This is a genomic window from Pseudomonas sp. BNK-44-b (genome assembly GCF_047456245.1).
GTDB lineage: Bacteria > Pseudomonadota > Gammaproteobacteria > Pseudomonadales > Pseudomonadaceae > Aquipseudomonas > Aquipseudomonas machongensis.
Genome location: NZ_CP179908.1, coordinates 3,153,734 through 3,175,226, shown reverse-complemented (window position 1 = coordinate 3,175,226; position 21,493 = coordinate 3,153,734). Strand labels below are relative to the sequence as shown.

Here is a 21,493-nt window from a genome sequence, read left to right as displayed (position 1 = left end):
TATAACCAAATCAAATAGTGCGAATAAAGAGAATTAGCTTCTGCGATTAAGCGCCGGTTGCGAGGATGAGTCCAGACAAAAATAAAACCAAGGGACTCCACCCATGATCAACCTGCACGATATCCGCTACGTGCGCCTGGGTACCGCCAACCTGGACGATGCACGCCGCTACGCGACGCAGATCCTCGGTCTGCAGGTGGCCCGCGAGGCCAACGGTGCGGTGTATTTTCGCTCCGACAGCCGCGATCACACCCTGTGCTACTACGAGGGTGACCCGCGCGAAACCACAACCGCCTTCGAGGTCACCAGCAGCGACGAGCTGGAGCACGCCGCCGTGCTGCTCGAACGCAATGCCTTCAGCGTGGTGCACGGCTCGCGTGAAGACGCCGAGGTGCGCCACGTCAATGAGCTGATCCGATTCAAGGACCCCAGCGGCAACAACATCGAACTGGTGTTGCGCCCCCACGCCAGCGGCAGCCGCTACTTCCCCAGCCGCGACGCCGGCATCACCGGCTTCAGCCATATCGGACTGCGCACCACCGACGCCCGCCGCGACGAGGATTTCTGGACCCGCCTGGCCAACGCCCGAGTCAGCGATCGCATCGGCGAGGCGCCGCTGCTGCGCATCGACGAGGTGCACCACAAGATCGCGCTGTTCCCCTCCAGCCACGCCGGGGTGCAGCACATCAACCACCAGGTCGAGAGCATCGACGACGTGATGCGCGCCTACTATTTCCTGCGTGAGCGCAACATCAAGATCCTCTTCGGCCCGGGTCGGCATCCGACTTCGGGTGCGGTGTTCCTGTACTTCGAAGGGCCGGACGGCATGACCTACGAGTATTCCACCGGGGTCAGCCACATCCGCGCCGAAGACGACTCCAGCCACCAGCCACGGCAGTTCCCCGGCGTATCGTCGTCGTACTGCGCCTGGGGTTCGAAACCCGATATCCCGGAGTTCAAGGCATGAGCGGCCAGCCGATTGCCAGCCAGGCGCAGCAACGCCAGGTGCGCATGGCGGCCCGCGCGTTGGGCCGCGCCGGCCTGGCGCATGCCTACGGGCATTGCAGCCTGCGCCTGGACGCCGAGTACTTCCTGGTCTGTGCAGCGCGCCCGATGGGCCTGATCGGCGTGGGCGAGCCGGGCACCGTGGTGCCGGTCCATGGGCCGCTGCCAGACGGCGTGCTGGGCGAGGTGCGCATCCACCAGCAGCTCTACCGTCGCCGCGCCGACCTGGGCGCAGTGATCCGCAGCATGCCGGCGCAGGTGATGGCGCTGTCCTGCGCCGGCCTCACGCCACAGCCGCGGCATGGCATGGGCAGTTACTTCCAGCCGTCGATCCCGCTGTGGGACGACGTCCAGTTGCTGCGTGACGATGCCCAGGCCAGCGCGCTGGCTGAGCTGTTCGGCCAAGGCAAGGCCCTGGCCATGCGCGGTAACGGTGCCATCGTCGCCGGCGATTCGCTGGTCGAGGCCCTGACCCTGACTTGGTACCTGGAGGACGCCGCGCGCATCGAGCTGCAACTGCAGGCCGCAGGCCTGGCCGAGCGCGGCCCGTTGCTCGATGCCCAGGCCTGCGCGCAACGCGCCACCCGTGGCGGGCGGATCTACGAGCGGATGTGGGAATACCTCACTGCCGGCGATCCGGAAGCCAGCGACACCGTATTCGAATAAAAAACAGAGGACTACCGATCATGCCTGCGCAAGCGTTTCGTCATTTCATCAATGGCGAGTGGGTCTCCAGTGCCCGCACCTTCGAAAACCGCAACCCTGCCGACAACAGTGTCATCGGCCTCGTCCACGAAGCGGGGCAAGCCGAAGTCGATGCCGCCGTGGCCGCTGCCCGTGCCGCCCTCAAAGGCCCTTGGGGGACGATGACGGTCGCCCAGCGTACTGCGCTGCTGCACAAGGTCGCCGAGGGCATCGAGCGTCGCCACGCCGAGTTCGTCGCGGCCGAAGTGGCCGACACCGGCAAGCCTGCACACTTGGCCGGGCACCTCGACATTCCGCGAGGCGCCGCCAACTTCAAGGTGTTCGCCGACCTGATCCGCAACGTACCGACCGAAAGCTTCGTGATGGACACCCCAGACGGTGGCAAGGCGGTCAACTACGCCGTGCGAGCACCGCGCGGGGTGATCGGCGTGGTCTGCCCGTGGAACCTGCCGCTGCTGCTGATGACCTGGAAGGTCGGCCCGGCCCTGGCCTGCGGCAACACCGTGGTGGTCAAGCCATCCGAAGAAACCCCGGCCACTGCCACGTTGCTGGGCGAGGTGATGAACGAGGCCGGTGTGCCGCCGGGCGTGTACAACGTGGTGCATGGCTTTGGCGCCGATTCGGCGGGGGCCTTCCTGACCTCGCACCCGGATGTCGATGGCGTGACCTTCACCGGCGAGACCGGGACTGGCGAGGTCATCATGAAGGCTGCGGCCAAGGGCATTCGCCCGGTCTCGCTGGAGCTGGGCGGCAAGAACGCCGGCATCGTCTTTGCCGACGCCGACCTTGAGAAAGCGGTCAAGGGGCTGGGGCGCGCAGTGTTCGAGAACAGTGGGCAGGTGTGCCTGGGGACTGAACGCATCTACGTGCAGCGGCCATTGTTCGAGCGCTTCGTCGAGGCCTTCAAGGCGCACGCCGCGAGCATCGTGGTGGGCGATCCGAACGCCCATGGCACCACCATGGGGCCGCTGATCTCCCTCGGGCACCGCGAGAAGGTGCTGTCCTACGCCCGCCAGGCTATCGCCGATGGCGCCACCGTGGTGTGCGGCGGCGGCATTCCCCAGGTGCCGGCGCACCTGGCCGAAGGCGCCTGGTTCGAGCCGACCATCTGGACCGGCCTGCCGGAAACCTCGGCGGTGATCCGCGAAGAGATCTTCGGCCCCTGCTGCCACATCGCGCCGTTCGACACCGAGGAAGAGGCCGTGGCCCTGGCCAACGATACTCCTTACGGGCTGGCTGCCAGTGTCTGGACCCGCGACCTGCAGGTCGCCCATCGCTTGGGCAGCGCGCTGGATGTCGGCATCTGCTGGATCAACGCGTGGTTCCTGCGCGATCTGCGTACCGCCTTCGGCGGCGCCAAGCAGTCGGGCATCGGCCGTGAGGGTGGCGTGCACTCGCTGGAGTTCTACACCGAATTGCGCAACGTCTGCGTCCGCCTGTGAGGAGCACTCCATGAACCTTGACGACATCCAGCACGCCGGCCGGCAACTGCACCAGGCCCTGGCGTGTGGCCAGGCCCTGGCGCCGCTGACCGAAACCCACCCCGACATCACCCTGGAGCAGGCCTACCAGGTGCAGCTGGCGATGATCCAGCCGCGCCTCGATGCAGGCGAGCGGGTGCTGGGCAAGAAGATCGGCGTCACCAGTCAGGTGGTGATGAACATGCTCGGCGTCGACCAGCCAGACTTCGGTCACCTGCTCAGCGACATGCTCCACGCCGATGGCGCGGCCATCGCTATCGACGGCCTCATCGCGCCCAAGGCCGAGGGCGAGATCGCCTTCGTGCTCAAGGAGTCTCTGCAGGGCCCGGGCGTCACCGTGGCCGATGTGCTGCGCGCCACGGCCTATGTGATGCCGTGCTTCGAGATCGTCGACTCGCGCATTCGCGACTGGAAGATCCGCATCCAGGACACCGTCGCCGACAACGCCTCCGCCGCTGCCTTCGTGCTGGGGGACCGCGGTGTCGATCCGCGTGACGTGGACCTGGCCTGTGTCGGCATGACCCTGGAAAAGAACGGCGAGATCGTCGCCACCGGCGCCGGTGCCGCCGCGCTTGGCCATCCGGCCAATGCCGTGGCCTGGTTGGCCAACACCCTCGGCCGCCTCGGCATCGCGCTGAACAAGGGCGAGGTGATTCTCTCCGGTTCGCTGGCGGCCATGGTGCCGGTGCAGGCCGGTGACCAACTGCGTATCAGCCTCGGCGGCATCGGCTCGGCCGCTGTTCGCTTCGTTTGAAGGAAAACCCCTATGAACCTGTCCCAAGCCACCATCGCCCAACTGGCCGAACACCTGGAAAACGCCGAACTCAAGCGTGAGGCGGTGGCCAAGATCACCGACGCCCACCCCGACATGGACTGGGACGACGCCTATGCCATCCAGGACGCCATCCGCGCCCGCAAGCAGGCCCGTGGCGTGCGTATCGCCGGCCTGAAGATGGGCCTGACCTCGTTCGCGAAGATGAAGCAGATGGGCGTCACCGATCCGATCCACGGCTTTCTCACCGACTACGGCTCGAGCCTCGACGGCGCGGCCATCGATGTCGACAGCCTGATCCACCCCAAGGTCGAGGCCGAGATCGCCTTCGTCCTCAAGCACCCGCTCAAGGGGCCGGGTGTGCATGTTGGCGACGTGCTGGCGGCCACCGACTTCATCGTGCCGGCGGTCGAAGTGATCGATTCGCGCTACGAGAACTTCCGTTTCGACCTCAAGAGCGTGATTGCCGACAACACCTCGTCGGCACGTTTCGTCACGGGCGGGCGCATGTCCGGGGTCGAGGGCATCGACCTCAAGTGCCTGGGCGTGGTGCTGGAAAAGAACGGCGAAGTGGTCGCCACCGGAGCCGGTGCCGCGGTGCTCGGGCACCCGGCGCAGAGCGTGGCGATGCTCGCCAACATGCTCGGCGCCAAGGGCCGCGAGCTGCCGGCGGGCACCTTCATCATGACCGGCGGCATCACCGAGGCCATTGCAGTGCAGGCGGGCGACAACGTCACCGTGCGCTACCAGCACCTGGGCAGCGTGTCGATGCGCTTCACCTCATCCGGCCAACGCTGACAGGAGTACCTGAGATGCCTATTGCCATCATCCATATCGCTGAAGGCCGCACGCCCGAGAAGAAGCGTGCGCTGCTGGACAAGGTCACCCTGGCCATTGCCGACAGCCTCGAAGTATCGGTCGAGAGCGTGCGCGTCCTGTTGCAGGAAATCCCCGAGACCCAGTGGACCGCCGGTGGCCAGACCCTCGCCGAACGCCGTGCCAAAGCCTGAACACAGGACCACGACAATGAACGACAAGATCAGCGTTGCCATCATCGGTTCGGGCAATATCGGCACCGACCTGATGATCAAGATCCTGCGCAACGGCCAGCACCTGAAGATGGGCGCCATGGTTGGCATCGACCCGGCCTCCGATGGCCTGGCGCGGGCCGAGCGCCTGGGCGTGGCGACCACCGCCAAGGGTGTCGAGGGCCTGCTGGCGCTGCCGGGTTTCAAGGATATCCGTATCGTCTTCGACGCCACCAGCGCCGGTGCCCACGGTCGCCACAACGCGCTGTTGCAGGAGCACGGGGTCAAGGTCATCGACCTGACGCCCGCCGCCATTGGCCCGTTCACCATTCCGGCGATCAACCTGGATGCCGAACTGGCCGCGCCGAACATCAACATGGTCACCTGCGGCGGCCAGGCCACCATACCGATCGTCGCTGCGGTATCGCGCGTGGCCAAGGTGCATTACGGTGAAATCGTCGCCTCGATCAGCAGCAAGTCGGCAGGCCCCGGCACCCGGGCCAATATCGACGAATTCACCGAGACCACTTCCCATGCCATCGAGAAACTCGGCGGGGCACAGAAGGGCAAGGCGATCATCGTCCTCAATCCCGCCGAGCCGCCGCTGATGATGCGCGACACTGTGTTCGTGTTGTCGGAGCCGGCAGACCAGGCGGCGGTCGAGCGCTCGATCCTGGCGATGGTCGAGGCCGTGCAGGCCTACGTGCCCGGCTATCGCCTCAAGCAGCAGGTGCAGTTCGAGGTGATCCCGGCAGACCAGCCGGTGAATGTTCCGGGGCTGGGGCTGCGCAGCGGCCTGAAGACTTCGGTGTTTCTCGAGGTCGAGGGCGCCGCGCACTACCTGCCGGCCTACGCCGGCAACCTGGACATCATGACCTCGGCGGCCGTGGCCTGCGCCGAGCGCATCGCCGCTACCCAGTTCGTGGAGGGCTGAACACATGAACGCCGGCAAGAAACTCTATATTTCCGATGTCACCCTGCGCGACGGCAGCCATGCCATCCGCCATCAGTACACCTTGGAGCAGGCCCGCGACATCGCCCGCGCGCTGGACCAGGCCAAGGTCGATTCGATCGAGGTCGCCCACGGTGACGGCCTGCAAGGCTCGAGCTTCAACTATGGCTTTGGCCGGCACTCGGACCTCGAGTACATCGAAGCGGTGGCTGAGGTCATCAGCCACGCGAAGATCACCACGCTGCTGCTGCCTGGCATCGGCACCGTGCATGACCTCAAGAATGCCTACAACGCTGGTGCCCGGGTGGTGCGCATCGCCACCCACTGCACCGAAGCCGATGTCTCGCGCCAGCACATCGAGTACGCCCGCGAGCTGGGCATGGACACCGTGGGTTTTCTGATGATGAGCCATATGCTGGCGCCCGAGCCGTTGGCGCAGCAGGCGAAGCTGATGGAAAGCTACGGCGCCACCTGCGTGTACATGGCCGACTCGGGCGGCGCGATGAACATGCAGGATGTACGCGAGCGCTTCCAGGCGTTCAAGGCGGTGCTCGACCCGTCCACCGAGACCGGCATGCATGCCCACCACAACCTCAGCCTGGGCGTGGCCAACTCGATCACCGCGGTGGAGGCGGGCTGCGATCGCATCGACGCCAGCCTTGCCGGCATGGGGGCTGGTGCCGGCAACGCGCCGCTGGAGGTGTTCATCGCGGCCGCCGAACGCCTGGGCTGGAATCACGGCACCGACCTGTATCGGCTGATGGATGCGGCCGACGATATCGTCCGGCCCTTGCAGGATCGCCCGGTGCGGGTTGACCGCGAAACCCTGGCGCTCGGCTACGCCGGGGTGTATTCCAGCTTCCTGCGCCACGCTGAGATCGCTGCTCGCCGCTACGGCCTGAACACCGTGGACATCCTCGTCGAGCTCGGCCGTCGCAAGATGGTGGGCGGTCAGGAAGACATGATCGTCGACGTTGCCCTGGACCTGCTGCGACCCTGAAACCACAACGCCTTGCCAATGCTTTGCCCCAACCACAAGCCTAATAAAAAGGGGAAATACCATGAGCCAGCACACTGCCCGAATCGGCGAGATCATCGATAACGCGCGCATCTCGCCTTACCAGATCATCGTTCTTACCCTGTGTTTCCTGATCGTTCTGGTCGACGGCTTCGACACCGCCGCGATCGGCTACATCGCCCCGGCCCTGCGTGAGGAATGGGGCCTGCTACCGGCACAATTGTCGCCGGCCTTCGGTGCCGGTCTGTTCGGCCTGTTGGTCGGCAGCCTGGTGTTCGGGCCCATCGCCGATGCCATCGGGCGCAAGCGCGTGCTGCTGGTGTCGGTGCTGGTGTTCGGCGTCGGCACCCTGGCCTCGGCCTATGCCCACTCGATCGAGTCGCTGACCGCACTGCGTTTCGTCACCGGTATCGGCCTGGGCGGGGCGATGCCCACCTGCATCACCCTGAGCTCGGAGTATTCCCCGGCGCGGCGGCGGATGATCATGGTCACCCTGAGCTGGAGCGGCTTCACCGCGGGCCTTGCGGTGGGCGGCATGCTTGCGGCGCAGATCATCCCGCTGTTCGGCTGGCGTGGCGTGCTGATGATCGGCGGTATCGTGCCGCTGGCCATGCTGCCGTTGCTGGCCTGGCTGATGCCTGAATCGGTGCGCTTCATGGCTTCGAGCCCCAAGCATGGCGATGCCTTGCGCAAGGTGGTCGAGCGCATCACCGGCAGTAGCTACGCCGGGGTGACCATCCTCGACGACGAGCGCCCGGCGCAGGTGCGTTCGCCGATCTCGCACCTGTTCATCGAGGGCCGCGCGGTGCGCACGCTGCTGTTGTGGCTGGCGTTCTTCTGCTCGCTGTTCGTCTTCTACCTCCTGACCAGCTGGCTGCCGAGCCTGCTCAAGGACGCCGGTTACGACATCGCCCATGCCGCGCGTGTCGGTGCGATGGTGCCGCTGGGCGGCACGGTCGGAGCGATCCTGCTGGCGCTGCTGATGGACCGTGTCGGGCCTTACCGTGTGCTGGCCTGCTCCTACCTGGGGGCGGCGGTGGTGATCGCGGTCACCGGCTACCTGATGGGCGATATCTATGGCCTGGCGGCGGCGGTGTTCCTGATCGGTTTCGGCGTGGCCGGTGCGCAGAACGGCCTTAACCTGGTGTCGGCGACCCTCTACCCGACCACGGCCCGCGTCACTGGGGTCAGCTGGGCCATGGCCTGCGGGCGTTCCGGCTCCATCGTCGGCTCGACCCTGGGGGCCTGGCTGATCGCCGCGGCCGGTACGCCGGTGGTGTTCTTCCACTGGCTGGCCATTCCCGTGGTGGCAGGTGCGGCGGCGATCTTCGTGCTGTACCGGCTGAGCATCCGGCCATCTGCGGCCTGGCCGGCTGAAGCACCTCCCGCGCACTCCTGATCCCTGAACGAGTACCAGCGCCCGCTTCCTGACAGAAGCGGCATCGGGCGCGGCTTGCCTGCGCCTGGCGTTCGGCGCTGCACATAACAACAAGAAACGAGGAGCACACAGCATGTCTTGCAAACGATCTTCTTTCGCTCCCGGGCTGATCGCCCTGGCGCTGGCCCCCCTGACCAGCCAGGCCGCTGGCCTGATCGAGGATTCCCATGCGCGCCTGGAAATGCGCAACATCTACTTCAACCAGGACAACCGCAGCGGCAGCGCCAACCCGTCCAAGCAGGAGGAGTGGGGCCAGGGCTTTCTGTTCGACTTCACTTCCGGCTACACCGAGGGCGCCGTCGGTGTCGGTGTCGATGCTCTGGGCATGCTTGGCATCCGTCTGGATTCGGGCAAGGGCACCCACTACAACCCGCAGAGCACCAACCGCGGTGGCCTGGTGTTTCCCACCGACAGCGATGGTCGTGCGGTGGATGAGTTCAGCACCTTGGGCGTGACTGGCAAGCTGCGCGTTGCCAAGACCGAAGCGCGGCTCGGCACCTTGCGTCCGAAGATGCCGGTGCTGACCCTCAACGACGGTCGCCTGTTGCCGGAAACCTTCGAAGGCCTGCAGATCACCTCGCGCGACCTGGACAACTTCACGTTCACCGGCGGGCAGATCCAGCGGGTCAAGAGCCGCAACTCGTCGAACAACGAAGGCATGGCGATTGCCGGAGCGGGTGGGCCGTTCGGCAAGCGCAGCAATGCGTTCAACTTCTTCGGCGTCGATTACGCCGTGAGCCGCGACCTGACCTTGCAGTACTACTACGGTGAGCTGGAGGACTTCTATCGCCAGCACTTCGTCGGCCTGGTGCACCAGTTGGCCTTGCCGGTGGGCAGCCTCAAGACTGACCTGCGCTATTTCGACAGTGGTCCGTCGGGGCGCAACGGCAGTGTGGCTGGGCGTGCCGAGGGGTACCGCAGTGCCGGTTTCGGCAACAACGGCAAGGTCGATAACCAGGCGTTTGCCGGGCTGTTCACCTACAGCCTCGGCGGCCACGGTTTCAGCCTGGGCTACCAGCAGCTTGAAGGCGACAGTGACTTTCCCTTCGTCAACCAGGGCGATGGCTCGGCCACCTACCTGATCACCGACCGCCAGACCGGTGCACGTTTCCAGAAGGCCGGCGAGCGGACCTGGGTGGCGCAGCACACCTACAACTTCGCCGCTGTCGGCATTCCGGGCCTGACCACGCTGCTGGCCTACCAGCGCGGCGACAACATCAAGTCGGCGCAGGGTGACCAGCATGAGTGGGAGCGTGATTTCTGGGTGACCTACGCAGTGCAGGGCGAGATGTTCAAGGGGCTGTCGTTCTCCTGGCGCAACGCCAGCTTGCGCAGCACCTACGCCAACCAGCGTGACCTGGACGAGAACCGTCTCTACATCACCTACAGCCTGCCGTTGTTCTAAGGCATAGCCCGCGCCACTCTCGTGGGCGCGGGCTTGCTCGTGAACGGGCGCTGGAGTGAGCGATTGGCAGATGGGCACCATGCCGATGTCGTTCGTCTAACCGCCGACTGGGTGACGGCGCTGATGGCAGATGATCCGGTGTGGGCACCGGTCAGGTAGCGCCGGGTTGAATGCCGCTGCGCAGCACGAGCATTCACGCGCGATCACCGCCAGTGCTACAGTCGCTTCTTTTTTGCCCCGAGGATGGAACATGCGAGCACTACTGCCGATGACTGCAGCCCTGATGTTGATTGGCTGCGCTTCGTCGACCATGGAGGCTGCGCGCAACGGCCAGCCCAGCGCGCGCCTCGACTCGCAGAAAGCGCCGGAGCTGGTGGCCCAGTGCATCCAGTTCAGTTGGCAGGAAGAATCGCGCTTCGGCGTTGACGCCAGTGGTTACCTGGAAACGCGCAAGGGCGGTGGCTTGACGGTGTACACCCGCGAGGCGGAATCCTTCGTTGACGTCTACCCGCAGGCTGGCGGGACTCGGGTCGATTATTACGCCCAGAAGAACGACATGGTTGCGCTGCAGCGCAAGGCTGCGGCGGCAACCTGCCTGTGAGTCAGCGAGGCATGTAGCGCAATTGCCAACGCCGTGGAATCTTCCACGAGACCACGGCGAGCAGCAGGGCGGTCAGCGCACTGGCCAGCAGTGCCGCTCGCTCGAAGCGTTGCTCCAGCAACACACCCAGCACTGCGCCGATGAACATGCCGCTCCAGGGCACCAGTTGTACGCGCCACCCCAGCCGTTGTTGGCCCAACAGGGTGCGGCCCAGCCCGCGGCCGAACCGCGACAGCGCGCCGGTGACGTAGGTCAGGCCGATCGGCAGGCCGTTCACTTCCTCGACCACCGCATTGATCATGCCCATCGCGGTCACCGCCGCCAGTAGCGCGAGCAGTTGCATGGGCTCTGGCAGCATGCCGGCGACCGCCAGCAGCAGGGCGATCACACACAGCAAGGGCCAGTGGCGCCGGCCGCTTCTGGCGGCAACGATCACCCCCAGTGCGTTGCCCAGCACGAACGCCGCGATCACCAGCGCCAGGCGCAGCACCGGCCCCAGCTCGGCGCTGCCCAGCGAGACCGCCAGGCGCGTGGTATTGCCGCTCATGAACGAAACGAAATCGCCCGTGGCCATGAAGCCGATGGCATCGGTCATGCCGGCGAGTACCGACAAGGCGGCAACGAAGTACAACCCCACCGTGCCGCGGCGCTGTACCCGCTGTTGACGCTGGCTGTCGGGTGACGCACTTCCCGGTAGCATCGCAGCTCTCCCCTGAATCAGCCCAGCCGTGCCTCGAGCCTGGCGATATGTGCTTGCAGCCGTTCATGTTCTTCGCGTTCGGCGGTGATGTTCGCGAATACGCTGATCAGGTGCTCGGGTTGGCCGTCGGCTTGGCGTTGCAACGAAGTACGCGCGCGGACCCACAGGTAGTGGCCGTTTTTGTGGCGTACGCGTTTTTCCACTTCGTAGCGGTCGATCTCGCCGTCAAGCAGGCGCTGCAGCAAGTGCAGGTTGTGCGCCAGGTCGTCGGGATGGGTCAATTGCTGGAAGGTGGTGCCGTAGAGCTCGTCTTCGCGGTAGCCCAGCAGTTCGCAGAAGCTGCCGTTGACCCGCTGCCAGCTGCCGTCGGGATCGATGTAGGCCAGCGCGCCCCAGGCGAACTCGAAGATGGTGCGAAAGCGCGCCTCGCTCTGGCGCAATTCTTCTTCGGCGACTTTGCGTTCGGTGGTGTCCATGCTGATGCCGACCATCTTCACCGCGCGCCCGGCGCTGTCGGCCAGCACGGTGGCGCGCGAGGCGATCCAGCATTGGCTGGCGTCGGGGCGGGTGATGCGAAAATCGCATTCGCAACCGGTGCCGTCGGCGACGGCCTGGGCGTACATGGCCTGCATCGGCGGAATGTCGTCCGGGTGGATATGCGCCCAGAACTCTTCGTTGCGCTGCACTGGCCAGCCATACACCGCCTCGACGTTGGGCGAGTAGGTGACTTCATCGGTGACCAGGTTCCACTCCCAGGTGACGATGCGTGCGCCTTCCTGGGCCAGTTTCATGCGGGTTTCACTTTCCATGATCTCGGCGGTGTAGCGGCGCCGCACGTCGGTCATCGGCAGCTCTACCACCTCGGCCTGCTGCACGCTCTGCAAGGCTTCTTCACCGTAGCGCAGCCAGATCCAGTTGACCTTGAGAAATGCGGCGAGCTTGCGCAGGTTGTCGTAGTCGATTTCGCCACCGCGAGTCCACTTGTGCACCGCGGTGCGTGAAATGCCCAGGGCGGTGCCCACGGCTTGCAGGGTCAGCTTGTGGTGTTCGAGCAATTCCTTGAGGCGAAAGGCAAAGCTGTTTTCAACCATGGGGCGGTTCCTGGAAGCGGGCCGGAAACGCAAGTATACCCGAGCCGTAAACCTCAGGTTGACGAACAAATGCGGTTTTTTCTCATCCGGGTATTCCTCGCATCGTTCATAAATTGTTATGTTATTACATGAAATTTAGGAGCGTCGTTGATGAAAGTTTCCCCCGCCCGGTTCTGCCTGGGTTTTTCCCTGTCTGTGTTCGGCCTGCCCGGCAGTGCTGCCGAACCTGTAATACTCGAGGCCCTGACCGTCAGCGACAGTCATCTGCTGGAGCGCGCCGACGGCCCTGTGCAGGGCTATCGCGCCACCCGCTCTAGCACCGCGACGCGCACCGATACCGATGTGCGCGACACGCCGCAGAGCATCGCCGTGGTGCCCAGCCAGGTGCTTGAAGACCTCAACAGCACGCGCATCGACCGTGCCCTGGACTTTGCCGGTGGCGTCACCCGGCAGAACAATTTCGGTGGCTTGACCTTCCTCAACTACAGCGTGCGCGGTTTTACCACCGGCGAGCTGTACAAGAACGGCTTTGCCATCAACCGCGGCAGCTACAGTGCACCGGACACCTCCACCATCGAGCGCATCGAGGTGCTCAAGGGCCCGGCCGCCAGCCTGTACGGGCGCGGCGATCCGGGTGGCCTGGTCAATATCGTCAGCAAGCGTCCGCAGGAGGAGGCGTTCACGCGCCTGAAGGCCAGCGCCGGCACGTGGGATCGCTACCGCGGCAGCCTCGACGTCAACACGCCGCTGGACGAGGAGGGGCGCCTGCTGTCGCGCGTCAATCTGGCAGTGGAAGATAACGGCAGCTTCCGCGATCACGTCGACAGCCGCCGACAGATCGTCAGCCCGTCGCTGAGCTGGCAACTCGACCCTGACACGCGGCTGTTGCTGGATGCCGAATTCTCACGCACCGAATCGGTGTTCGACCGGGGTATTCCGGCGGTCAACAATCAGTTGGGATCCGTTAAGCGCTCGACCTTTCTCGGCGAGCCCAACGACGGCCACATTCGCAACGACAACCAGACCCTGGACCTGGCCCTGGAACGCTACCTGAACGACAACTGGAAACTGCGCCTGGCCAACCACTACACCCAGGGCCACCTGCGCGGCAACAGTTCGGAGCCGTCGCGGGTAGTCGGCCAGGCGATCAGCCGTTTCTACCGCGAACGCAATTTCGAGTGGAACGACAACATCACCCAGGCCGAACTGCATGGGCAGTTCGATTTTCTCGGCTGGCAGCACCAAAGCCTGATCGGCCTGGAGTACGAGAACTACCGCAACAGCCAGAAATACCCGCAGAGCGCTACGTCGCTCGGCTATGGGCTGGATATCTACCAGCCGGTCTACGGGCAGCCCAAGCCGCCGCTGATCAACCCCAATGACTTCTTCGAACGCACCGAAAGCCAGGCGCTCAACCTGCAAGACCAGATCATCTTCGACGAGCGCTGGCGTGGCCTGCTCGGCGTGCGCCTGGAACGGGTCGAGCAGACGGCGCTGAACCGTGCCACCGGGGTAAGCAACAGCCAGGTCAAGGAAGTCGCTACGCCGCGTGTGGGGCTGTTGTATCAATGGACGCCGGAAGTGGGGGTGTTCGCCAATGCTTCCACCTCGTTCAAGCCCAACGCCATCGGCACCCAAGGCCAGGTGTACAAGCCGGAGAAGGGGCTGGGCTACGAGACGGGTCTGAAGCTCGACCTGTTCGACAGCCGGCTCGGTGCGACTGTGGCGTTGTTCAGCATCGACAAGGAAAACGTCGTCACCACCGATGCCTTTGGTGAAAGCATCGCCGCGGGCAAGGCGCACAGCCAGGGGCTGGACGTGCAGTTCAGCGGTCAGCTCACCGAGGCCGTGCGGGTAATCGGTGCCTATGCCTATATCGATGCCGAGGTCACCAAGGGCGATGCCGCACTGCCCAAGGGCAGCGACCTGCTGGGCATTCCTCGGCACAGCGGCAGCCTGATGGTGGTGCACGAGTTCCAGAACGGCTGGCTGCGTGGCTCGGATGTCGGCGCCTCGGCCAACTACGTGGGCGAGCGTTCCGGGCAGGCGGGCGGTGACCTGCGCCTGCCGGCGTACAGCACGCTGGACTTGCTGGCGCACTACAAGGCCAGCGAGCAGTTGAGTTTCGGGGTGAACCTGAACAACGTCTTCGACCGCAAGTACTACGAACGCGGTTACAACGCGGCGTGGAACATGCCGGGCGAGCCGCGCAACCTGAGTGTGAGCATGAGTCTGTCGTTGTAACCTCGGGCCGCACGGCGGTCCTGGAAAGCCCCATCAACCCCGCTGCATCCACCCTGGGCAGCGGTCCTCGAACGAGTGCCCGGTCGGTACCAGGCGCTCGTCCTCGATCTCATCGAAACACCCCAGCAGCAACGCCACCGTCGGTGCATCGTCGATCGCGCCTACCGAACTGCCGCAGCATCGGCAAAATGCCCGGCTGGAATAATCCGAAGAGCGCCAGGTGTCAGGCGCACCGCCGGCACCGACCCAGCGCACTTGCGCACGATCGAACTCCACCCAGCTCGCCACCAGTGCTCCGGTGTGCTGCTGGCACCAGCGGCACGAGCAGTGGTGGGGATTGCCCGCTGGTCCATCGGCCTCGAAGCGGATTGCACCGCACAGGCAGCCGCCCTTGTAGGTCTTCATGCTGGCGTTCTCTCCTTGAATGACTGGTTGTCGGCCTGCCTCCTGGCCGGTTAACGTGGCGGTTTTCCGCACAGGGAAGTGTCCATGAATCCGTCACTGGAGCTCAACCGCGCCAATTGGGACGAGCGGGCGCCGTTGCACGCCGCCTCGCCGGGCTATGAAGTCGAATGCTTCGTGCAGTCTGCCACGCATCTTTCCGAAGTCGTGCGCTTCGACCTGCCGCGCCTGGGCAATATACAAGGCCTCAAGACCCTGCACCTGCAATGCCACATCGGCACCGACACCTTGTCGCTCGCGCGGCTGGGCGCGCAGGTCAGCGGGCTGGACTTTTCGCCCGCATCGCTGGCGCAGGCGCGGTTGCTGGCAGAGCGCTGTGGCACCGATATCGACTATGTCGAGGCGGATGTCTACCGTGCCAGCGAGGTGCTGCCCAAGGCGAGCTATGACTTGATCTACACCGGGATCGGCGCACTGTGCTGGCTGCCGGACATCCAGCGCTGGGCGCAGAATGTCGCGGCATTGCTCAAGCCGGGCGGGCGGCTGTTCCTGCGTGAGGGGCACCCGATGTTATGGACGCTCGACGAAACCCACGCCGATCGCCTGCAGGTCGACTTCCCGTACTTCGAGCATGAGGCGCCGCTCATCTTCCACAGCGACCAGACCTACGTCGAAAGCGAACATCGCCTGGCACAAACCGAGACCCATTCCTGGAACCGCGGCCTTGGCGAAATCATCACGGCGCTGCTTGAACAAGGCATGCAACTGACCGCCCTGGTCGAGCACCCGAGCATCCCGTGGGAGGCGTTGCCCGGGCAGATGCTCAAGGGCGCCGACGGCGAGTGGTGCCTGGCGGAGCGGCCCGAGCGCCTGCCGTTGAGCTACACGCTGCAGGCGCGCAAGGGCTGATCAGGAAAGGAAGCCGCCGTCGACGTTGAGCGCCGTGCCGGTGGTGTAGCTCGACGCGTCGCTGGCCAGGTACAGCACCGCGCCGGCCATCTCGCTTGGGTCCGCTACGCGCTTGAGCGGAATCTGCTGCAGGGCGGCGTTGAGGATGGCGTCGTTCTTCACCAGTGCCGAGGCGAACTTGGTGTCGGTCAGGCCCGGCAGCAGGGCGTTGCAGCGGATGCCGAACTGCGCGCACTCCTTGGCGAAGACCTTGGTCATGTTGATCACCGCAGCCTTGGTCACCGAGTAGATGCCCTGGAACAAGCCCGGTGTCACGCCGTTGATCGACGCTACGTTGATGATGCTGCCACCGCCGTGCTCGCGCATCAGCTTGCCGGCTTCCACCGACATGAAGAAGTAGCCGCGGATGTTCACGTCGACGGTCTTCTGGAAGGCGCTGACGTCGGTGTCGAGTACGTTGCAGAACTGCGGGTTGGTGGCGGCATTGTTGACCAGGATATCCAGGCGTCCGAACTGCTCGCGGATGCCGGCGAACACTTGCTGGATCTGGTCCAGCTCACCGATATGGCAGGCCACCGGCGTAGCCTTGCCGCCGGCTGCGATGATTGCGTCGGCGACCTGCTGGCAGCCGTCGAGCTTGCGGCTGGAAACGATGACATGGGCCCCTTGCTGGGCCAGCAGGTGGGCGATGGCTTCGCCGATGCCGCGGCTGGCGCCGGAAACGAAGGCGATCTTGCCGTCAAGGTCGAACAGTTGGGTCTTGGACATGCTGGTTTTCCTTGTTGTCGCCGGTTACAGAGTGGATTTGCCGATCAGTTGCAGGCTCATCTGCTCCAGCAGCCGGTTCATGTGGATGAACTGGGCGAAGCGTTTGTCCTGGGTCTGGCCGTGGAAGAAGCGGTAGTAGATCTGCTGGACGATCCCGGCCAGGCGGAACAGGCCGTAGCTGTAATAGAAGTCGAAGTTGTCGATGCGAATGCCGGCGCGCTCGGCGTAATAGTCGACGAACTGGCGGCGGGTCAGCATGCCGGGGGCGTTGCTCGGCTGGCGGCGCATCAGTTGCACCGGTGCCGGGTCGTTGGCCTCGATCCAATAGGCCAGGCTGTTGCCCAGGTCCATCAGCGGGTCACCGATGGTCGCCATCTCCCAGTCCAATACGCCGATGATGCGCATGGGGTTGTTGGCATCGAGGATGACGTTGTCGAAGCGGTAGTCGTTGTGCACGATGCCAGGGCGCGCGTGGTCGGCGGGCATCTTCTCGCGCAGCCAGGCGATCACCTCTTCCCAGCGCGGCGCATCCGGGGTCAGGGCTTTTTCGTAGCGGCTCGACCAACCTTCGATCTGACGCTGCACATAGCCTTCGGGCTTGCCCAGGTCGGCCAGGCCGCAGGCGTTGTAGTCGACCTGGTGCAGTTCCACCAGACGGTCGATGAAGCTCTTGCACAGCGCCTCGGTGCGGCTGGCGTCGAGGTTCAGTTCAGGGGGCAGGTCCGAGCGCAGGATGACACCCTCGACCCGCTCCATCACGTAGAACTCGCCGCCGATCAGCGATTCGTCGGTGCAGTGCACATAGGCCTTGGGGCAGAACGGGAAGCCGTCGTTGAGCTGGTTGAGGATGCGAAACTCGCGGCCCATGTCATGGGCCGACTTGGCCTTGTGTCCGAAGGGCGGACGACGCAGCACGAACTCGCGCTCGGGGTAGGCGACCAGGTACGTGAGGTTGGAGGCGCCGCCGGGGAACTGGCTGATGCTCGGGGTGCCTGCGAGGCCCGGGATATGCGCCTTGAGGTAAGGATCGATGATGGCTGCATCGAGTTCTTCGCCGGGGCGGACCTGGGTGGACTGGTCGGTGAGCGTCATGCGTATTCCTTATTCTCGGTCGCAAGGATCATTGGCTAATCTAATGGCCAACCTGGGTTGGGACAAGCGTGCCAAACGTCATATCGACGCGGGTGTTGCCGGTCGATCACTGCCCCTGATGAGTGATGCATGCAGGCTGCGGGCAAAAAAAAACCGAAGCCGGTCAGGCCTCGGTTTTCTTCATGCGCGTGTTCGCATCACTCAGGACGGGAACAGCTCGCTCAGCTTCATCGACAGCATCATGTCGCCTTCGACGCGCAGCTTGCCGCCCATGAAGGCCTGCATGCCATCAGTCTCGCCACTGACGATGCCTTTGAGGGTTTCGCTGTCCAGAACCAGGGTGCAGTTGGCGTCAGGGTTCTCGCCTTCCTGGATCTCGCAGGTGCCGTCCTTGACGAGCAGGGCGTAGTGCTTGTCTTCGTCGGTGATGTTGAAGCCGAACACCAGGTCCAGGCCGGCGGCGGCGGCAGGGTTGAACTTGGCTTTCATCGCTTCGACTGCTTTAGCTACGTCGCTCATGGTGTATTCCTTGTTGGGTGAAAGTCGCGTGCACGGGGCACAACAGGCCGGGCTCATCGATAGGTGAGAAGCTCCGGCATCCGCAACAGCTGCACGTGGGCCTGGCTGTTGAAGGAGGTCAATGCCACGTCGCGGCCACGAAACTTCAGGTGGCTGAGCGACGTGTTGATGATCTGCCAGTTCAGCGCGAACGCCTGGGCTGGGGTGATTCCGGTGACCAGGTGGAGCAGGGCGGCGATGCTGCCACCGGAGGTGAAGACGGCAATGTTGTCACGGCTTGAGGCTTGTGCCAGGACGCGTTGCAGGCCGGCACCAACGCGCGCTGTGAACGCGGCCCAGGTCTCCAGGCCATCGTGAGCCTCGTGCTCGCCGTCATGCCAGCGCTGCACCATCAGCGCGAACAGACGCTGGAACTCGCTGCGATTCTGCGCAGCATTGCGCAGCACGTGCAGCGCCTCGGGCTCGTCTGGCAGCAGGGCAGGGAGCAGGGCGCGGATCACGCCGTCGGCATCGAACTCATTGAAGGCTGCGTCGGTCTCTATGGCCGGGATTGCGCAGCCGGTAGCGGCCATTGCGTCGAGCGTCAGCCGTGCGGTGTCCTGCTGGCGCCGCAGGTCGCCGGCCAGGCAGCGATCCAGGTGCAGGTCCAGTTGAGCCAGGTGCTCACCCAACGCCTGACTCTGGCGCACACCCAGCGGCGACAGGACATCGTAGTCGTCGGCGCCGAAGGAGGCTTGGCCATGTCGGATCAGGTAGATGTTGCCCACTGGAATGTCCGGCCGGGATGGAGGTTGCTGCGAGGTTAGGATGCGCCAGAGAGGCTGTCAATGAAAAAACATACAAGCGTTTGAAAAGGTTGTTTGAACTGTGTTGCCAGCATTTTCCCATGCTGGCGGCAGCCCAGGCGCACCGGTATGCTTGCATCAGTTTCGCGTCGTGCAGGCGCAGGTTTATTAAGGAGTCAATGTGGAGTTTCTTGCCGAATACGCAAGCTTTCTCGCCAAAACCGCCACTGTGGTGATCGCCATCCTGGTCATCCTTTCGGGTATCGCCAACCTGCGTGGCAAGGGTCGACGCAAGCCCGGCGGGCAATTGCAGGTCACCCGCCTCAACACCTTCTACAAGGAGCTGCGCGAGCGCCTGGAAGCCGGCCTGCTCGACAAGGCCGAGCTCAAGGCCCTGCGCAAGCAGCAGGCCAAGACGGAAAAACAGAAGAAGAAAGGCAAGGCCAAGCCCGAGGAAAAGGGCCGGGTCTTCGTGCTGGATTTCGACGGCGACATCAAGGCCTCCGCCACCGAGAGCCTGCGCAACGAAATCACTGCGCTGCTCACCCTCGCCACCCCACGTGACGAAGTGGTGCTGCGCCTCGAGAGCGGTGGCGGGCTGGTGCACAGCTACGGCCTGGCTGCCTCGCAGCTGGCGCGTATCCGCCAGGCCGGCATTCCGCTGACCGTGTGCATCGACAAGGTCGCGGCCAGCGGCGGCTACATGATGGCCTGTATCGGCGAGAAGATCGTCAGTGCGCCGTTCGCCGTACTTGGCTCGATCGGCGTCGTCGCGCAGTTGCCCAACGTCAATCGCCTGCTGAAAAAGCACGATGTCGACTTCGAGGTATTCACGGCCGGCGAATACAAGCGCACCGTCACCGTGTTTGGCGAGAACACCGAGAAGGGCCGGGAGAAATTCCAGGAAGACCTGGATATCACTCACCAACTGTTCAAGGACTTCGTCGCCCGCTACCGCCCGCAGCTGCACATCGATGAGGTCGCCACCGGCGAAGTGTGGCTGGGTGTTGCCGCACTCAACCGCAAGCTGGTCGACGAGCTGCGCACCAGCGACGAATACCTCAGCGACCGCGCCCACGACGCCAACCTGTTCCACGTCCGCTACGCCGAGCGTAAATCCCTGCAGGAGCGCATCGGCGTGGCCGCCAGCGGTGCCGTGGAGAACACCTTGGTAGGGCTTTGGAGCAGGCTTGGCCGCTTGCGCTAACACCTTGAACCCCTTGAAGATTTTTTTCTTCAGGGGGGTTGCAAGGTGAGGGGAATGCCGACATAATGGCGTCCATCGAAACGCAGCTCACTTGAAAAAGCTGAGCGGTTTCAAGGAGATAGCGAAAGCTGACTCCGAACTTTGAGGCCGAGTAGCAAAGTGGTTATGCTCCGGATTGCAAATCCGTCTACGCCGGTTCGATTCCGACCTCGGCCTCCACCATTCGAAAGCCCCGCAGATTAACGTCTGCGGGGTTTTTATTTGTGCGCCGGAAAATCTCGATAGTCCCAAAACTATTTGGGTGCAGTCCCAAAACTTTCCTATTTCGAGGGCTTCGCGATAGCCCCAACACGTCGATAGACACGCTCCGTGATTCCCTCTTTGGAGTGCCCCAGCAGCACGCTTGCCTCGCCCAGATCGTTTATCTCCGAGGCCGCCTTCGGTCGGATATCTCGGAACTGGAACTGGGCGATTCGGTTTGCGAGGTCTGGCTTCTTCTCGACTTCAGCTTTCACCCTGGCGGCCTCTCGGGCGTCCGCCCACCGGTTGCGCAACATCGGCCAGCTCATGCGCTTGCCGTGCTCGTTGATGATGAAAAACGGCGACAGGTGCTCGCTGGTCCTGCGCATAATCCGCTCCAGCAGCAGCCCAAGACTGTTCTTCGCTCCGTCCACCTCCAGGACGATCCTCAGTCGCTTGCCGGTCTTGCCTTGGCTGACCTGCAGGTAGATCCCGTCCATATCGTCTTTTCGCATGGACAGAACGTCCGATGGCCGCTGGCCGGTCAGGTACGCCAGGTCCATCGCATCCTTAAGCTCCTGTGGGGCCTCCTCATATACCGCCTGCCACACCGCTTCGTTGGCATAGAAGTCGCGCGGTTTCTCCTTGTTCTTCCTCACGCCCAGGCACGGGTTGTCCCGGGTGGTGAGCCCCCATTCCCTTGCGGTGTTGAAAACGTGCGAGAGCAGGGCGATTTCCCTGTTCGCTCGAGTTTTGGCCGACCTTGAGTCGCGGTACTGCGCGATCATGGCCGGCGTGATGGCATCGATCGGCGCCGAATCGAAAACAGTGCGCAGTTGCTTAAGCTCGTAGATGTTGTCTTTCTGGGTCCTGGCGGCCTTGCCTGGGATGATCTTCAACAGGTACTCGTCGAAGATCCCCTTCATCGTTGTCAGCTCTTTCGGTACCGTCTTGGCTTCGAGCTCTGCCCACATCAGCTTGGCCTTCACCAGGTCACTGCCAAGGAAAATGTCCTTGCCCGACTTGTCCCTGTAGTACAGAGCCTCCCACACCTTGCCATTGGCTTTTTGTCTTTTGCGACGATACATGCCTGGTGGCAGGTCGCGATTCTCGGTCTTCCTTGGGCGCATT

22 protein-coding genes and 1 tRNA gene are annotated in these 21,493 nt (G+C 64.0%); 15 read left to right on the top strand and 8 right to left on the bottom strand.

The window, feature by feature from the left end:
• Positions 1–103 precede the first annotated feature (103 nt).
• The 11 genes from ACMGGG_RS14575 (at position 104) to ACMGGG_RS14525 (ending at position 10,405) form a co-directional block, all read left to right on the top strand.
• Complete coding sequence (locus tag ACMGGG_RS14575) at positions 104–967, top strand: VOC family protein (RefSeq protein WP_063545474.1); 864 nt, start codon at positions 104–106, stop codon at positions 965–967.
• Positions 964–1,671 carry a class II aldolase/adducin family protein gene (locus ACMGGG_RS14570; protein WP_063545473.1) on the top strand — a complete coding sequence of 236 codons (708 nt, stop codon included), beginning with the start codon at positions 964–966 and terminating at the stop codon, positions 1,669–1,671. Before ACMGGG_RS14575 ends, ACMGGG_RS14570 begins: the two co-directional genes overlap by 4 nt.
• A 20-nt stretch (positions 1,672–1,691) precedes the next feature.
• Positions 1,692–3,152 carry a 2-hydroxymuconic semialdehyde dehydrogenase gene (locus ACMGGG_RS14565; protein ID WP_063545472.1) on the top strand — a complete coding sequence of 487 codons (1,461 nt, stop codon included), beginning with the start codon at positions 1,692–1,694 and terminating at the stop codon, positions 3,150–3,152.
• Positions 3,153–3,162: 10 nt separating this feature from the next.
• The gene (dmpE, locus tag ACMGGG_RS14560; RefSeq protein ID WP_414155761.1) at positions 3,163–3,945 is read left to right on the top strand and encodes a 2-oxopent-4-enoate hydratase; all 783 of its coding nucleotides are present in this window, start codon (positions 3,163–3,165) and stop codon (positions 3,943–3,945) included.
• 12 nt (positions 3,946–3,957) lie between these two features.
• Entirely contained in the window at positions 3,958–4,761 is an 804-nt protein-coding gene (gene dmpH / locus ACMGGG_RS14555; RefSeq protein WP_112898682.1) for a 2-oxo-3-hexenedioate decarboxylase, read from the top strand.
• A 14-nt stretch (positions 4,762–4,775) separates the two neighbouring features.
• Positions 4,776–4,973, top strand: coding sequence for a tautomerase family protein (locus tag ACMGGG_RS14550; protein WP_414155760.1), 198 nt, complete (start codon positions 4,776–4,778; stop codon positions 4,971–4,973).
• A gap of 16 nt (positions 4,974–4,989) precedes the next feature.
• Positions 4,990–5,925 (top strand): acetaldehyde dehydrogenase (acetylating), encoded by a 936-nt coding sequence (locus ACMGGG_RS14545; protein WP_054892123.1) that lies wholly within the window; start codon positions 4,990–4,992, stop codon positions 5,923–5,925.
• Positions 5,926–5,929: 4 nt separating this feature from the next.
• The gene (gene dmpG / locus ACMGGG_RS14540) at positions 5,930–6,943 is read left to right on the top strand and encodes a 4-hydroxy-2-oxovalerate aldolase (protein WP_063545467.1); all 1,014 of its coding nucleotides are present in this window, start codon (positions 5,930–5,932) and stop codon (positions 6,941–6,943) included.
• A 61-nt stretch (positions 6,944–7,004) separates the two neighbouring features.
• Positions 7,005–8,360, top strand: coding sequence for an MFS transporter (locus ACMGGG_RS14535; protein ID WP_414155759.1), 1,356 nt, complete (start codon positions 7,005–7,007; stop codon positions 8,358–8,360).
• Positions 8,361–8,472: 112 nt separating this feature from the next.
• Positions 8,473–9,804, top strand: a complete 1,332-nt coding sequence (locus ACMGGG_RS14530) for an OprD family porin (RefSeq protein WP_054892120.1) — start codon at positions 8,473–8,475, stop codon at positions 9,802–9,804.
• A gap of 250 nt (positions 9,805–10,054) precedes the next feature.
• A complete protein-coding gene (locus tag ACMGGG_RS14525; protein WP_112898676.1) occupies positions 10,055–10,405 on the top strand; it encodes a hypothetical protein in 351 nt (116 codons plus the stop codon).
• A gap of 1 nt (position 10,406) precedes the next feature.
• Here ACMGGG_RS14525 and ACMGGG_RS14520 read toward each other — a convergent pair whose 3' ends face one another.
• Both ACMGGG_RS14520 and ACMGGG_RS14515 read right to left on the bottom strand, forming a co-directional pair.
• Positions 10,407–11,105, bottom strand: a complete 699-nt coding sequence (locus ACMGGG_RS14520) for a YoaK family protein (RefSeq protein WP_112898675.1) — start codon at positions 11,103–11,105, stop codon at positions 10,407–10,409.
• A gap of 17 nt (positions 11,106–11,122) precedes the next feature.
• Positions 11,123–12,196 carry a helix-turn-helix domain-containing protein gene (locus ACMGGG_RS14515; protein ID WP_112898674.1) on the bottom strand — a complete coding sequence of 358 codons (1,074 nt, stop codon included), beginning with the start codon at positions 12,194–12,196 and terminating at the stop codon, positions 11,123–11,125.
• Between the two features lie 150 nt (positions 12,197–12,346).
• Here ACMGGG_RS14515 and ACMGGG_RS14510 point away from each other — a divergent pair, with 150 nt between their 5' ends.
• Positions 12,347–14,440, top strand: coding sequence for a TonB-dependent siderophore receptor (locus ACMGGG_RS14510; protein ID WP_414155758.1), 2,094 nt, complete (start codon positions 12,347–12,349; stop codon positions 14,438–14,440).
• Positions 14,441–14,473: 33 nt separating this feature from the next.
• On the opposite strand, the gene ACMGGG_RS14505 is transcribed toward ACMGGG_RS14510, so the two are convergent.
• On the bottom strand, positions 14,474–14,845 hold the full coding sequence (locus ACMGGG_RS14505; protein WP_054892110.1) for a GFA family protein: 372 nt from the start codon (positions 14,843–14,845) through the stop codon (positions 14,474–14,476).
• Positions 14,846–14,929: 84 nt separating this feature from the next.
• Between ACMGGG_RS14505 and ACMGGG_RS14500 the strand changes: the two genes are divergently transcribed.
• Entirely contained in the window at positions 14,930–15,751 is an 822-nt protein-coding gene (locus tag ACMGGG_RS14500; protein ID WP_112898672.1) for a class I SAM-dependent methyltransferase, read from the top strand.
• On the opposite strand, the gene ACMGGG_RS14495 is transcribed toward ACMGGG_RS14500, so the two are convergent.
• The 4 genes from ACMGGG_RS14495 to ACMGGG_RS14480 all read right to left on the bottom strand — a co-directional run bounded on the left by ACMGGG_RS14495 (position 15,752) and on the right by ACMGGG_RS14480 (position 18,897).
• Positions 15,752–16,519 carry an SDR family oxidoreductase gene (locus ACMGGG_RS14495; RefSeq protein WP_063545458.1) on the bottom strand — a complete coding sequence of 256 codons (768 nt, stop codon included), beginning with the start codon at positions 16,517–16,519 and terminating at the stop codon, positions 15,752–15,754. It lies immediately after the preceding gene.
• A 24-nt stretch (positions 16,520–16,543) separates the two neighbouring features.
• The gene (locus ACMGGG_RS14490; protein WP_414155757.1) at positions 16,544–17,611 is read right to left on the bottom strand and encodes a phosphotransferase family protein; all 1,068 of its coding nucleotides are present in this window, start codon (positions 17,609–17,611) and stop codon (positions 16,544–16,546) included.
• 201 nt (positions 17,612–17,812) lie between these two features.
• Entirely contained in the window at positions 17,813–18,130 is a 318-nt protein-coding gene (locus ACMGGG_RS14485; RefSeq protein ID WP_027920549.1) for an SCP2 sterol-binding domain-containing protein, read from the bottom strand.
• 53 nt (positions 18,131–18,183) lie between these two features.
• Positions 18,184–18,897 (bottom strand): histidine phosphatase family protein, encoded by a 714-nt coding sequence (locus ACMGGG_RS14480; RefSeq protein WP_414155756.1) that lies wholly within the window; start codon positions 18,895–18,897, stop codon positions 18,184–18,186.
• 199 nt (positions 18,898–19,096) lie between these two features.
• Between ACMGGG_RS14480 and sohB the strand changes: the two genes are divergently transcribed.
• Both sohB and ACMGGG_RS14470 read left to right on the top strand, forming a co-directional pair.
• Positions 19,097–20,122 carry a protease SohB gene (sohB, locus tag ACMGGG_RS14475; protein WP_151926198.1) on the top strand — a complete coding sequence of 342 codons (1,026 nt, stop codon included), beginning with the start codon at positions 19,097–19,099 and terminating at the stop codon, positions 20,120–20,122.
• A gap of 145 nt (positions 20,123–20,267) precedes the next feature.
• A tRNA-Cys gene (locus ACMGGG_RS14470) sits at positions 20,268–20,341 on the top strand.
• 101 nt (positions 20,342–20,442) lie between these two features.
• Here the strand turns inward: ACMGGG_RS14470 and ACMGGG_RS14465 are convergent.
• Complete coding sequence (locus tag ACMGGG_RS14465) at positions 20,443–21,492, bottom strand: tyrosine-type recombinase/integrase (RefSeq protein ID WP_414155755.1); 1,050 nt, start codon at positions 21,490–21,492, stop codon at positions 20,443–20,445.
• Position 21,493 lies beyond the last annotated feature (1 nt).